Origin of the sequence: Clostridium sp. DSM 17811 (assembly GCF_018861905.1) — a bacterium.
Classification (GTDB): domain Bacteria; phylum Bacillota; class Clostridia; order Clostridiales; family Clostridiaceae; genus Clostridium_AD; species Clostridium_AD frigoriphilum.
Map to the genome: position 1 here is coordinate 1 of NZ_JAHLDU010000001.1, position 15,417 is coordinate 15,417.

At 30.8% G+C, this 15,417-nt stretch carries 13 protein-coding genes; all 13 read right to left on the minus strand.

What is annotated here, in order from left to right:
• Positions 1–259: 259 nt before the first annotated feature.
• A complete protein-coding gene (locus KPL44_RS00005) occupies positions 260–3,280 on the minus strand; it encodes a cohesin domain-containing protein (RefSeq protein ID WP_216246283.1) in 3,021 nt (1,006 codons plus the stop codon).
• 3 nt (positions 3,281–3,283) lie between these two features.
• Complete coding sequence (locus KPL44_RS00010) at positions 3,284–4,099, minus strand: hypothetical protein (RefSeq protein ID WP_216246284.1); 816 nt, start codon at positions 4,097–4,099, stop codon at positions 3,284–3,286.
• Between the two features lie 47 nt (positions 4,100–4,146).
• Positions 4,147–5,940, minus strand: coding sequence for a dockerin type I domain-containing protein (locus KPL44_RS00015; RefSeq protein WP_216246285.1), 1,794 nt, complete (start codon positions 5,938–5,940; stop codon positions 4,147–4,149).
• A 418-nt stretch (positions 5,941–6,358) separates the two neighbouring features.
• Positions 6,359–7,165, minus strand: a complete 807-nt coding sequence (locus KPL44_RS00020) for an SLAP domain-containing protein (protein ID WP_216246286.1) — start codon at positions 7,163–7,165, stop codon at positions 6,359–6,361.
• 517 nt (positions 7,166–7,682) lie between these two features.
• Positions 7,683–8,021, minus strand: coding sequence for a hypothetical protein (locus KPL44_RS00025; protein WP_216246287.1), 339 nt, complete (start codon positions 8,019–8,021; stop codon positions 7,683–7,685).
• A 136-nt stretch (positions 8,022–8,157) separates the two neighbouring features.
• Positions 8,158–9,375 (minus strand): transposase, encoded by a 1,218-nt coding sequence (locus KPL44_RS00030; protein ID WP_253201562.1) that lies wholly within the window; start codon positions 9,373–9,375, stop codon positions 8,158–8,160.
• Positions 9,376–9,522: 147 nt separating this feature from the next.
• On the minus strand, positions 9,523–9,849 hold the full coding sequence (locus KPL44_RS00035) for a DUF960 family protein (protein WP_216246289.1): 327 nt from the start codon (positions 9,847–9,849) through the stop codon (positions 9,523–9,525).
• Positions 9,850–9,867: 18 nt separating this feature from the next.
• Positions 9,868–10,395 carry a JAB domain-containing protein gene (locus KPL44_RS00040; RefSeq protein ID WP_331701792.1) on the minus strand — a complete coding sequence of 176 codons (528 nt, stop codon included), beginning with the start codon at positions 10,393–10,395 and terminating at the stop codon, positions 9,868–9,870.
• The gene (locus KPL44_RS00045) at positions 10,371–10,748 is read right to left on the minus strand and encodes a hypothetical protein (protein ID WP_216246291.1); all 378 of its coding nucleotides are present in this window, start codon (positions 10,746–10,748) and stop codon (positions 10,371–10,373) included. The genes KPL44_RS00040 and KPL44_RS00045 overlap by 25 nt, the downstream gene beginning before the upstream one ends.
• A gap of 113 nt (positions 10,749–10,861) precedes the next feature.
• Complete coding sequence (locus KPL44_RS00050) at positions 10,862–11,008, minus strand: hypothetical protein (protein WP_216246293.1); 147 nt, start codon at positions 11,006–11,008, stop codon at positions 10,862–10,864.
• A 204-nt stretch (positions 11,009–11,212) separates the two neighbouring features.
• Complete coding sequence (locus KPL44_RS00055) at positions 11,213–13,981, minus strand: Ig-like domain-containing protein (RefSeq protein ID WP_216246295.1); 2,769 nt, start codon at positions 13,979–13,981, stop codon at positions 11,213–11,215.
• 100 nt (positions 13,982–14,081) lie between these two features.
• On the minus strand, positions 14,082–14,987 hold the full coding sequence (locus KPL44_RS00060) for a tyrosine-type recombinase/integrase (protein ID WP_216246299.1): 906 nt from the start codon (positions 14,985–14,987) through the stop codon (positions 14,082–14,084).
• Between the two features lie 2 nt (positions 14,988–14,989).
• A complete protein-coding gene (locus KPL44_RS00065) occupies positions 14,990–15,352 on the minus strand; it encodes a hypothetical protein (protein WP_216246300.1) in 363 nt (120 codons plus the stop codon).
• Between the last annotated feature and the right edge of the window lie 65 nt (positions 15,353–15,417).

The window sequence follows — 15,417 nt, forward strand, 5'->3', positions numbered from 1 at the left end:
AACCCCACTAACTGATGATGATGCAACCATTACAGCTATTACAAACTTTGATAACCCCGCATATAATTTTTTCTTTTTCATTAGTATTTATCCCCCTATATTATAATTTAACAATACCATGATATATAATAAACTTTTAAATAAATTTAAAATTTTACCTTAAACTAAGCTAAAAAAATTAGCTTAGTTTAAGCTTAGATTTATGGATGTTGAGTGTCTTTGCAAACAACTCTAGATTACTTCATGTCTCAAGTTTTAATTATTGACCGTTTACTGATATAACCTCAGAAGTATCTCCCTCACTTGTACTATTATAAGCTTTTACAACATAATAATAGGTGGCTAGAGTATCAAGTCCAGTAATCTTTACCCCAATGTTCTCGTTAATGCCATTAGCATCACTGGTAGGCGCCTCCTGTACCATCTCTTGAATCTGTCCTGCTACATTTGTTCTATAAATTCTAAAACCTTGTTCATCTCTAGATTTATCTTTAATAGTTAGAGTTATTGTTCCATTAGCAATAGAACTTGCTTTTGCTATTGGAGCATTTAAGCTCTTGCCAGTTCCATAGTATGGATTAACTACAGTCGCTTTAAAAGGCGCACTCTCTACCATTAGAGTAGGATCGTATACTGTAAAGTATCTTACAAATTCAGCATCATTTTTGTCTATATCAATGTTGTCTTCATATTTTTGTGAAGATGCACTTACGGAGTCTACTAATTTCATATCCTTATCATATAATTTGATTTCAGTTGAGGTATCGCCCTTTTGATACCATCTCCAAATTATTTTTTCTGATGTTATTTCGTTAACCCTTGCAAATATTACAATAGGTTTAAGTTTAAATGCTTTTGTTTTCACAGAAGCTGGAAGTGAAGGATCACTTTCTACTATTGTTCCCAAATCATCTACAGTGTAGGCAGATACAGTTCTCTTATATTCTGTGTTTGGATTAAGCCCAGTTTCTGTATATAAATTACTATTTGCTTTATCTATTTTTTGAATAGTTTTACCATTCTCATCTTTTATTAAGAAGCCCGTTTCATTAGTGCTATTATCTGTCCATGTCCACTTTATGGAGAAAGATGATAATGAAGTTCCTTTTAACACTGTTGGCTTATTAGGAACAACAACAGGTGTTGGAGCAAATTCAGCTGTTGTAAATTTCCATGAGACTTTATTAGGAAAGGGTTCCTCATCCTTACTATTCAAGTCTTGTGAAACAACTACTGTATACTCAGTATTATATTGTAAACTTGAATACGGATGAACTGTTGCTTTAGTTCCATTCAGATCTAGTTTTACACTAGCTGGAACTCCTACACCGTTTTTATCAAGAATATAAATTGAATTTTCATCAGCAGTTAAGCTGTAAAGTTCTTTGGAAAATTGAATTATTATGTTTGAATCCACGGTCACATTTACAGCGTCTTCACCTGGATTCATAGCTATAATTTTAAAAACATCGCCATCTGATTGTGAAGTTATATTAACTATATAATTTTTTACTGCTCCAGACGGTGTTACAACCGATATAGTTACTGTGGCATTTCCAGTGCTATCTAAAGAATTCCCACTTATTCTAACTGTATTTGTGGTATCTACTGAATTAGCTTGTATATTTAATGACTTTATTTGGTTAGATATAGTTACATTATAATTTAGGGTGTTTCTATCAAATTCTGATATTTGTTTACCATTCACACTAATGTTTTTCAAATCAGAACTCTCAGTTGCAGTTTTCGCAACTACAGTTATGTTATATGTCTTTATGTCAGAAGGATTTTTTGCTGACATAACTTTAATTGTAACTTTAGCAATACCATTAGCATTAAAACTACCTTTATCTATATTAATAGAATCATTGCTATCAACTGTTGTTGCAGCTACAGTAAGATCACTTATTTTATCTACACTAACACTATAATCAAATAGACTAGAACTCGCTATAACTACTTTACCGCTATTTATAGTGAAATCCTTTAAACCAGAAGTTGCAACTGGAGCATCTGCAAATGTTATACTACCACTTTGAGCTGTAACATCAACATCATTAATCTGAACTTGTTTAATAGTTACAGAAGTTGGGTTTACTCTTTTTAGTACTTTGAATTTTAGATTTAGTATTTCTCCATCGGATTTTAATCCATTTGTACCAAATCCCGTAATAGTTATAGCGTTATTTTTTTTATTATCAAAATATTGGAAACCAGTTGTCCTACTTGCTACATCTACACCTTGATAATCTAAATTGATGTTATCATATTCAAGTTTTAATAATATACCTTGCATTGAGTTATCACTAGTAAGACCCATAATTTTTACAGGAACTATAAGTGTGTCATCAGTTGAAGCAACCGTTGTATTTGCAAAATATACTTTCGTATTATTTGTTGTATTTCCAGAGGCAACAGATATAACTCCATTTTGAATATCCGCATTAATATCATTAGCTTGTGCCTTAACTATACTAATATTAATAGGGTTATTTTTATTCAATATTTTAAACTTTAATTTTAGAAGTTCTCCATCTGTTTTTATAGAAGATGCTCCAAATCCTGTGATGCTAAGATTATTTGAGGTATTGTTATCAAAGAATTGGAATCCTTGTGCTTCTGTTCCATTTTCATACCCTGTATAGCTTACTGTTTGTCCATCATAAGATAGTTTTAAAAGAATTCCTTCTATAGCTTTGTCTGAAGTAATTCCTTTAATCTTAATTGGCAATACAAATTCACTCTTATCCGCTGCCACATTCAAATTGTCAAAATATATACTATTCTTAGTTGATGTTTGAGCTACAGGAACTGAAATAGTCCCATTTTGAATAGTTGTGGCTATATCATTGATTTCACATTTGCTAATTTTAAAGTTAGGTGATAAAGTTTTGTCTTTTATATCAAATTTTAACTTTAATATGTCGCCATTACTTTTTACACTACCTGCAGAAAATCCACTAATTTTAATAGTATTTCCACTTGGGTTCGCACTATATTGAAAGGCTGGCGCAGAGCTTCCACTTTCTAAACCAGTATATGTTAATTTAGTGTTATCATAAGAAACTTCCATGTATATTCCATCTAAAGTATTGATATCAGAAAGACCATCTACTTTTACAGGGATAACTATAGATGTAGCATCTGTTTTAACTTGGATATCATCAAAATAAATTTTTGTAGTATCACTTGCAAAGGTTTTTATTGTTCCTAAGTTTATTATGGATAGAACCATTGAAAATATTAAAAGAAAAGATAATATTTTATATTTTTTTCTCATAAATTACTCACCTCCTTGTTCTATGACTATTACTTTTATTTTGTTTGTATCAGGGTCTATTAGGACTGTTGCTACATCTTCCCTAGATACTGCTTGTACTAAATCATTTAAAACTCCCTGTTTTACGTAATTACCTGACTTATCACATAAAACTACTAAAACATCAGATGCAACGTCATAGCTTCCAGTTATATTAGAAAACTTAAGTTTTGATTCCTTATAGTCAAATAGATTGTCCTGTTTAAAGTTTTTACTATCATAAATAAATAACTTATCACTGCTGTCCAGCATTACTATACTATTATTTTCATAATTTGCCCATTCGTCAGTATAGTCATATTTAACAAGTCCTTTTCCTAAAATATTTACTATTACTTGACCATTCTCATCATCCATATTTTGTATTACACCGTAAGAATATTTAGATGTTGAAGTATTTGAACTTGAAATAGTGAAATTCATTTTTATATTTTTTGCTAAAGAAATTCCAGTTTTAGACTTCATGTTTTCTACATATAAAGTATAAGTTTTAGAAGCTTCATAAGATATTAAAGATTGTACCAACACTGTTTCATTATCACTAGATAAAGAAAGCGTCACAGGTACCACATTATTGCTTGAATCTTTCACATATATATGAGCATCTGTTACATCAGCTGAATTAGCCTCTGATGTAAAACTTACAGACCATATTTTATTAGATGAAACCGCTGTTTTACTTGTCCAAGTATCGTAGGTTGTAGCTGCAAAGCAGACTGTTGTTATACTAAAAAAGAAGATAAAAAATGGAACTACAAGTAAGTATTTTTTAATTTTCAAGTTTTTGCCCCCTATGGTTAGTCTTTAATGGATTGGTTTGTAGTTTATTATTTTCCTACTACAAATAATGCAATCTTTTGAGCATCCATAATGGTAACTTTTCCATCCCCATTAAAATCAGCAGCTAGTATCTGAGTATCAGTTAAAGTTTCAGAACCTATAATATATTTTGCAATTTTAACTGCGTCCATAATAGTAACCTTTGAATCTCCAGTTACATCACCTTTTATAATGGTTCCTCCAGTGGATGTATCTGACTCCTTAGTTACATTTACGGTATAAGTATTTTTAGTTATTCCATCCTGAGCGGTAACAATTATTTTAATAGTAGCAGATCCATTAACAAGAGTATCTCCTGATACTGATACGGATGCAGTACTATCATTGTATTCTTTAACATCTAATTTATCCGATGAAGTTGATTTTGGTAATGTAAGACTGTATGTTTTATTAGATGGAATAAAATTAGGAATAACAGTTCCATTTACCGAAATAGATTTTAAATTTGCATCATTAGAGGCTACAGCAGTACCAACTGTAATTGAATTATTGAATTTACCACTTTGGTATGTAGCTACATCTACATAAGTAATGTTATTATAGTCATCAACTAAAGCAAGTAGAGGAAGCTTGTTTACTCCTGCTGCATCATAATGCATTGCTATAGAGTAAGTATCAGTTTTATCATCATAAGTAAATTGATTGTTCTTAAAGAAACCTGATGTTTGATCCTTTACCCAGAAAACGCCGAAGATATTAGAGTCGTCTGTAAGTCTTACCGATAATGCAACGTCCTCATTTATTCCAACTTGAGTTTTTGATGGAGTATAAGCTTTTAGTATTGGGCCTGCTTCATCGAAAGTTAAGTCTTTCGTGATGTCAATTAGGTTATTGGATACAGGGGCGTAGACTGGTATTGAGTTGGTAGTTTCTCCTTTGGGATTATAGTAAGTAGTATTATAATTATTAGCTTTTAAATTTGTTAAACCATCCTTTTGTACGATTACAGCAGTGTCGTTTAAATTATTATGATGAAATGAATTATTATTCTGTTCAAGATATAAAGTGAAGTTATAGGTTGGTGAATAAAAAGTATTTTGTATTATGTTATTATAGTTCCCTTTTATATGTGGGTAACCATATATATAACCCTGATTATAAGTTTCATTAGCATAAAATTTTAAAGTAGATTTCATAATGCTATTATAATCACCATTTATAAAGGTATAGATCCCATCGCCATATATGTTCAATTTGCAATTCAAAATTTCGTTTTTGTTACCTTTTAGAGTAAATCCTCTATAAGCACTAGAACTGAGATAAGTAGTATCATTATAAGTTTTTAAATTAAGAAGCTTGTTTCCATCTCCAGTAATATACATAGATCCGATATTAGAGTTTTGAATAGTAGTATTACTTCCATTTAAAGTAATAGGAACCTTGCAATCTATATTTTCAATAGTTTGGCCATTAATGTTATTAAAAACAATTCCACCTGTAACTTTATCTGTGGCATACTGCAGTGTTATTTTGTTATCAGTAGTTCCCTTCATAACTAAATTACCATAAACACTTAAGTCACATGGATAGTATTCATCAGCAAAATAAACTGTTACGCCTGGTTCTATAGTAAGTATAGCACCCTCTGCAACAGTTATTTTTCCTGTAATATAGTATGGGCTCTTAGAAGCAGTCCATGTAGTGTCACTATCGACATACCCCCTCACCTCTGTTTTTAATTCCCCACTACTAGCATCTGCAAATACAACTGTGTTAAATCCAATTAGTATTGTAAATACAAAAATCAGAAATGAAATAGTTTGTTTTGCTCTTTTTGTCATTATTTAGTCCCCTTTTTGATTTAATATTCCTTAAAATACAATTATATACTAAAATTTTATTTTAGTATATTGTTTTTGTGTATAATTCACTACTATTTGAGCTTTTACGCGAGTATATAATAAATCTATAAAATTCAGCGGTTTGAATATAAAAATAGCACCCACCCTCATTAATTAGAGATTAGATGCCTATATGCTTCTTATATTTTTTTATGGTCCTATTTACTACATTCTCCGTTAAACTTCTTCTAATTCTTAATAATTAATTCTAGTAAATGTTATACATGTTATCATTAATGCCAACCAATATTGCTAGTATTCCCCAAAGACTACAATCAATCTGTTCATACAACATACTAAATTACTCGCCTTCGAAATCATTACTGTGAAATAAAAAATAACCACCCGCATCATTTTATTATTCATTAAATAGTACAGATAAATTCTCTAGTTTAAAATTAGATTCTGTAATTTGATCAGAATTAAATGATACCTTTAAAACTCTCGCCTTTAATGAGTCCACCTCCAAATCCGTTGTATTAAATGTTCCTTTAGATACTATTCTACTATTTGCATTATTTTTAATAATAATAGGTATTTTTTCTATTTTCACTTTTTTATCTGACCCATTTCTTATTATTAAAGCAACATCTAATTGTCCATTTTCAGCCTTTTGAATTTCATATAAGGATATATTAATCTCTCCTGAAGTCATAGGTGGAAGTTTATCCAAATATCTATTCAATTTAATAAACTCAGGTTTATTAGGAATATTATCAAATTTAATCTTGATAGTACTATATGCTTTTATATTTGTGTCGAAAACTATATGCAATTCATCTTTAATCGATATTGCATCAGTAAAAACATTTATTTTATCAAAATAGAGTTTCCATGGCACCGCTGAATAAGCTGGTATGTCACCCACATCTCTAAGCGTAAAAATTTGCTTAGCCACAACCTCATCCTTTGAATTCATTATCTTAAGCGGTACTTTATCAAAATTTATCACTTTAGAGAGAGCATTTCTAAAATAAACACCTACTTCCACTTTATCTCCTAAATCAAATACATAGGTAGTGCTTATATTTATATCACCATTGCTAATATCTGGTAGTGATTCCAGTTCATCACTATAAAATTCTTTCTTTGAAATGGCATGCGCAGCTTCATGTTCATCATTTACGTAAAGCTCTAATTTGGCTTTTTTTACATCATCCTTCATAATTGTCCCCCTAAATTAAAATGTGAATTAATTATGTAATACTAAGCTTTGTATTACAGTCTTATTCTTATATAAATACAAGCATCCAATTTAAACTAGTCATAGTTTTATTAGATTGGTAGAACTCACTCTATTTATCATTTATAAAATAATTCTTTACCTCATTATACTATTAGTACGGATTTAGCACAATCTGCATAGCTAAGCTAAAAGAATTCATTTCATTAAAATATTGAGAAATATATATTTATATTTCGTTTAAATATTCGCAATATTTTTTAATTAAATTGAATTAATATGAATTGCGTACAATTAAATCCACACTTTCTTCTACTTACCTTATTATTGTTGTTGCATTGTGTAGAAAATTGTTGTATGCTAGTATTAATAACATATACTGCTGTTTATGTTATTAAGCTTTGTTACTAAAGCGTTTTGTTTATCAGCAAGGAGAAATATTATTTTAGTATTTCTCCTTGCTGATGTTTTGATTTTTTGACATATGTAGATCTACTATCTAAACGTTAAATATCATTATATAGTAGCCATTTACCATCTTTTTTAATAACCATCCAATAGTTTGCATATTTTTTTCATTTTCACTATTTATATCTTTTAGGTAATATATCTTATACAAGTTGTCCTTTTCTTTTTCAGCTTTCATATGATTCATAATCCCATTAATGCTATCTGAATTATATTTAAATAATTGACTAGGATTATATGTTTTTCTATAAGCCGCAAATTTCCCTTCAGATAATACACTTTTAGGATTTGTTGATAGTGCCACATAATCTGAATATGTCCCCTTGTCAAAATGTTGTATTTTAACTAGTTTATATATTGGTTCAAGCAAGCACTTTAGCTCCTCCACTAAATCCAATTTCATTTACATCATAACTTGAATAATTTGTTATTTTACTTTACAAATGAACAGACTTTCCCCCTCCCCATTACCCCAAAGTACCATTGCTTACTATATTGTCTATATACTAAGTAGTATTAAAAATTAACTCTTTATTTTCCCTTAATAAATATAGCTCTTTAATTATCAGCCTGATTACTTCTTTCTGTGATTTTATAAAACTTTTAAGTCTTCTATTTATAAATAATTGCATTAGATTTGATGCGATTATCATTAAATATGATATGGCCTCTATTGCGTTTATATTATGAACAAAACATCTATCTAAGGCAGAATAAGTTTTCAAATTATTGAATACACTATTCTCTATATCCCATCTTGCACTTATTATCTTATACAATACTTTAAGTGGAATTTCAAAAGATGTTGTTATAAGTAATACTTTTGAATACTCTTTGTCGTTTTTCTTCTTTGTAAATTTTACATACCTTAATGGCCTGTCTACATTATCCATATAGAAACTTTTTTCGTAAGCTTTAATCTCTAATGCTCTATTTTTATCATACCAATTTTCTTTTTTATCTTCTTTATTTGTTTCTATTTTTATTCTTTTTATGCTCTTCACATTATTTTTTTTAACTTGAACTACAGCAATTACGTTGCATTTATAACAATGATTTATCCATACTGAATTACATGCCAATGCATCATAAACCACAATATCTATTAGATTTTTATGTTCATTAGTTACTTTTTCGAGTAGCCTCTTTGCTACAGTTAGTTCACCTTCAGCCTTTTTTGAGCTATCCACTCCAGCTTTGTATAGTTCAAAGTCTAATACAAGTCTTGGCTTTTTTCCTACAGTAGATATAAAAACTGCACTATGTGAATAATGCTTTTTCTCCCCCTTGACTGTAACTATACATTCCTCACAACTCTTTTTATTACTTCCAAATATCTTGGTTCCATCTATAGCCGCTACCTTATATCCTTCAATTGTTCCCTTTCTAAATACTTTGTTTTCTACAGATTTTTTTATTATTCCTACATTTATGTCATCTAATCCCTGTACATTTATACCTTTCAAAGTATCTCGTATTGTATCTATAAGTGGAATTTTTGTTTTTCTAGAAACAAGTCTTCTAAAATCATTGCTCTTAATTCTATTATTTAATTCATTGAAACTTTGGATTCTTATCATGAACCCAAATAGTACAGGCAATATTACTTCGCCTGTACTATAAATTGGTTTTCTTCTTTTATCTCTTAATTTACTAATCCCTCTCTCTATTTTATAGACTTCTTTAATATATTTCACTAGTTTTGCTAAATACTTTATCCCCATTTTATACCTCATTTCCCTCTAATTATTTTAATAGGAAATAAACTATATATCAAGCGTTTTGTCGGAATTTACTACTACTTTCAAATACTGTTTAATCTGTTGACTTTTATGGGTTCGTCTAATAGTGAAGCGAAACTGCTGCCTCATTTAGTATTCTTCTGCCAGTAGCATTGTTGAATAACCTTTTCCTATCTCATCTTCACCATCATTAATAACAAATACCTTTGCATTTACAGTTTCTTTTGCTAGTATTTTATATGTCTTATTGTATTCTGGCACCTCTTCTCTATGTTCTATTACCTGGTAGAATATATCATCAGCTTTATGCTCCGTTAGCTCAAAAATTTGTAAATAATCACGTTTGAGCCCTTGCTCTTTTAATTTATCTATACAACACCACATAAATAATTGTAACTCCAATGGTATATCAGCTTGTACTCCTCTAGTGATGTACCTATTATTTTTATCAAACATCTTAACCATCTCCTTCTCCTACAACATTCCTTTTTCTTTCAGGCTGCAGTAGCTAAATTCTTTCCCTATGACAATATGATCGATAATCGGTATGCCAATTATCTTACCTGCCTCAACTAATCGCTTAGTTATACTCACGTCTTCTGATGACGGAGTTGTATCACCTGAGGGGTGATTATGTGCAAGAATAACGCTTGCGCTGTTGGATAATATTGCCACTTTGAATACCTCACGTGGATGCACTATTGAAGCATTCAATGAACCAATACTTATCGTACTGACTGAGATTGGCTCATTCTTATTATTAAGACAAATTAGTATGAGCTCCTCCCTGTCGCAATTTTCTAAGAATCCTCTAGCAAGTTCTGCTCCTTCTGAGGGGGAATTAATTCTTCTTCCAGCATATAAAATGCTACTTTCACACACCATCTTTATTGATACTATACTTACTCTTTTAGCAGGTATCTTCTTTTCTATATCCTCACACACCTTCATTACCAATTGATCCCCTATGTTTTTACCTATGCAATATATTGATTTTCCCATGATATTCTCCCCCTTTTTATGTGTGGTATCATTACATTATTTATTAGATTCTCTATTACTATTTCTACTGAATCCCACGCATAACTGCTAATGTACCATCTGTCTTTACCTTCAAATTCAATGGTTACTTCGTATTTACCATCACTTATCTCTGATACGGCAACATATGTATCTTCAATGATTACTCCCTCCACTATAGTTTTGTAGAAGTCCCCTATATCACAACCTACAACTGAATCTACTGTATATTCCATTAGGTTCTCTATACCAAACTCCTCTATTGCTTTCTTTGTTCTTACTTCAAGATATTCAAAGTCCATTGATGATAATAAACTTTTTATCATTGTTTTCATTCCTCTCCTACTTAATTTTGGGTATAAAAATAGCACCTAGCCTCATTTATTTGAGATTAGATGCTATTGTTGATTTCTGTGTTCTAAATGGTCTTATTTACTATCATTCTTTCCTACATCCAAAGAGTCCTTGCTACCCATTTTCTAAATACTACACCCACTATTCCACCAAAGATTATTCCTGAACCGATACTTGTTCCTGTCATTACTGCTGCTATAGCTCCTACTACTGCACCACCTATTGCCCATTTTACTATCATATATAATTCCTCCTTTTTATGATCCTGTGTGTTCCTAAGTTACTTTCCATTTAATATGAATGTACTAAATTTATAATATACTATTATTTTCTAATTTAAGCCATTTATCTTGATACATCCCTAATTGTATCACTTGAGGCAACTGGCATAAGAAAATCCCCTACATCTTTTATTGATGTAAGGGATTCCATATTATCTATTATACTATTGATAAAACACATACCATTCTTTTAAAATTGTATTAAAGTCTTTTCCTAATTTGCTTTCAAGTACTGACTGCACTGATGGTCTAGGGCTATTATAAAACTCGTATTGAATCTCTCTGCAAATTTCTTTGCCATATGTCTTCCAAATATAATATTCAACACTAGCCAATTTATCATAATGTGCTTGCCATTGAGCTGAGGTTGTTAAGTTTTTATTATTATCTGCAGTAAATTCAGACCAATCTAATTTTGAGACATCTGTACCCACTGCTAATTGAGGAACTGTTGCTTTAAAATATGATTTCAAATCCGCATTTATACCTGTAGCAAAAGCGTATACATGGCCGGATATCTCCTGATTATCTGTATCTGAATCACTATCATGGGCCGTTAAAGTATGATTTGCTATTACATGATTAAGTTCATGAGCAAATGTACCTACTAAGTCATAATTGCCACCTTGTGTATTTTCAGAATTTCTTACAATACTTAAACTGTAATCTTTAAAACTTTGATAGCCTCCACTCTTTTCTCCTGTTCCTATTTTATCTGTTCTATTTATAACTAGCGGCCCTTCTTCCCATCCATCAACACAGTATACTTTAACTTTTTCTGTTGGCACGATAGTGTTGAAGTTCCACCATAGAGTATTTATAAAAATAGCATCAGCATCTTTTGTCAATTTATCTACTTCTGATTGTGGGAAACTATCTTCATAATAAACTTTTGCATATTTTGTTTCAACTACATTAAGAGTTTCATCTATTGAAGCTACATATTCTTTTACTGGCTGTGATGGGTCAATTACTACTTGTTTTGGTACTAGATTTGTTATAATATTTATTATATTAGTCTTTACTTTAGCCATTGCATCTATTTGAATGTTGTTATCATTTAATGAGTCTAAATTATCTCCATATCTTATAAACATACTAGGTATATTCTTTTTAAAGAACTGATAGTTGTTACCAAAAGGATAATTTACTTCAGATGGCAAATCAAATACATATTCTCCTGACTTAGAAACAGCATTATGTAGTGCTGTATAGTTTTTGTCAATTGCATTAAATACTGTAGTATTACTTTCAGGATTACCAATGTCATATACATCAATATTTGCAATTACATTGCTGATATCTGAATAGTTATTAACAAAGTATTGAGAACCCTCCATTAATTCAGCTTGACTACCAAATGCAGCGAATAGTATATTACATTCAGGCTTTGTAGTTGTATAATATTTTGCTAAGTCACATAAATCACCAACAGCCGCCGCATTTGTAGATGCACCGTTAGCAGTTCTTCCATCTGGTAAAGAACCATATCCATCAAGACTTGCACTAACAACTATAGTTTTAGATTGATCATTTCCTTTAATCATTCCTAAAACATTGTAAGAGTCTGCACCAGCCGTTTTAGTTAAATCAATATTGCCTTCAACTTTAACACTAGATATATCTCCTATTGAAGCTGAAGATGTGTTTATTTCTAAATAAGTACTAGAAGCGTCTTTAGATAAATAGAAGACAGGAAAAGATACGCCTTCATATTTTATAGGTTTTTCGAATGTATATATAGGCATATACATATTAGGTATAATTAAAACTGATGCCGCTCCTTTAGCTTTAGCAATTACTGCTCTGTCCAATACTCCTAAAGGTTTATTAGGTAATATATCGCCTAGGAATAGAACAGTTTTACCTGTGACACTTAAGCCTAAGTAATTTTCTTCATAACCATTTCCAACAAATACTGTCTCATTACTATTTATTATACCTGAGCCAGTATTTCCGTGAAGTTTAAAATCTTTTAGAAAAGTTAATTCTGTACCTTTAATATTTAGAGTTGGTATACTTGCATACTCTGCGATGTTCATACCATACCTTTGTAGATAAGTATTATTATCTCCTGATGCAGTTAATCCAAGTGATTGAAATACATTTGATACGTAATTTGCAGATGCAGTATATCCTTCAGTACCTGCTAGTCTACCTTTGTATTTTGAATTAGCTATTTCTGTAGCAACATTGTAACCAAAAGAACTTGAAGTGATATCAGGAACTGCCCCTATAGAAATTGCGGGAGTTGTTTTATCTTCTACAGTTAATTTAGTGGTTACATATATTTTGTTTGTATTTACTACTCCATCGACCATTATTAATGTACCTGTGAATATAAATTTCCCTGCTACACTTGTATTTCCTATCTTATCCCATGTTACATAAAAATTTTTAGTTGTTCCATTAGATAATGTTGCTAGTACTGTTAATGGTAATGTATAAGCATCACCTGTACGTTTTGTAATATTAATAGTACTAACAGAGCTAACTGTTAAGTTTGTAACTGCTGGAGTTGTGTAGGTAGTCGTATCCACTGTTTTTGTAGGAACCTTATCAGTTTCTACTTTAATAGCAGCCACTATTGTAGCAGCATTATTTTTAATGTACGTTTTAATTGCTGTTGGATCTTTAAAATCAACACTCCCTGCTTTAAGTAATCTAGAAACTTCTGCTGATTGTGCAGCTGCTTTATCAGATGGATTATAGTACTTTCCATAAGTGTCTTCTTTTAAAAATACATCATTGCCCCCATCTTTCAAATCTGAAATCAAAGCTTGTATATCATTAGAAGAAGTAACATTATAAATCCTCTTATTTGTAGTGTTTATAATCCCCCCTGTTGCAGCATTCGCTATACTAGTGCTAGCTGTCACAATTACTAATACAAAAGAAATGATTGTTATTTTTATATCTTTTATGTATTTCATCATATATCCCCCTTTATTTCTATATAATACCATCTTTATTCTATCATGATTTTACATTTTATTCTACAATATTTATATATATAGATATTATCTATATACCTTAGAGAAGTTCCACAGCATCTCTCTTGTCTTTACTTGATGTGTTTATATAAAAGTTTGCGGTGGTTTGTATACTTGCATGACCAGCGAGCTTTGCTACTGTAGTCAATTCGACCCCTTTCTTAATTAGTGTAGTACAAAATGCATGCCTAAATTTATGTGGATAGAGTCTTATATCCAGCCTCTTCTCCAGCTTGTTTAGGATCTTGTTGATAGCATCTCGATCCATTTTGGCTGCTCTGTTTGTTAGGATTAGGTATTCGCTTTGAGCAAACTTATTGTCTTTTCTTTCTCCATCAAGGTATTCTTTTATTGCTTCTATGGCTTCTCCCTTAAGAGGAACTTCTCTTCTTTTTCCTCCCTTTCCCCAGGAAATAGTTAGATTCATAGATAGAAGGTCTACATCCTTTAACTTTATATTTACTAGTTCAGATACACGAACACCTGTATATAGTAGCAGTAGTATAATTAGTCTATCCCTTGATGTTACTTCCTCAGATTGAATATAAAACAGTAGCTTTTCTCCCTCTGCATCTGTAAATACTTCTACCTCTTTTTCACTTCCTGCAGCTATTTTCAACTTATCCCTGCATAAGTCTACTACTTTCTCCGTTAGATATTTTTCATCTATTAGGAATTGATTGAATGATTGCAAGCTATTAATTTTCTTATTAATAGTGTTTATCTCATAGTTATTTTGTACAAGAAAATTTTTATAGGCTGTAACATGGAATCTTGTTAGTTTACCTGTGAAAATGTTCCCCTTAGATTCTAGCCATTCGACGAAGCTTCTAATGTCACCCACGTAGCTTTCAATAGTTTTAGGTGCTAGTCCATTCTCAAGTAGTGCTTCATAGAAACTAGATACTAATTTTTCAGATAGTATTTCAGTATTATTATCATTCATGACTATTCATCCATATACTTTAGCAGTTCTTTAGGAGTTAGACCTTTTGGAATAATGACACTTATACTATAATCGGAACTTAGGATCATAAGGGAATTAGTATATATCTCACCATTGGAGCAGATTATTTTATCCACGAATTCTGGTAAAGTACAACCTAAATCTATTTTCTTTCTTATTGTCTCCACATCTTTTTCATCCTCAGCAATTAAAATATAGCCACCCAGGTCAAGGTATTCATCTCTTGTATGCCCATAGCAATCATTTAGAATTGTTGCTATCTCTACTACTTTGGCTACTACCTCTGCTGGTAGACCACTTAGTGTTTCTAATTCTGTTTCTGTTTTATGAGCTATTTTAATCATATATATCCTCCTTTGATTTTACTTTTTTATATTCAAAGAAATAATATATGGTTAAATTTAGCATT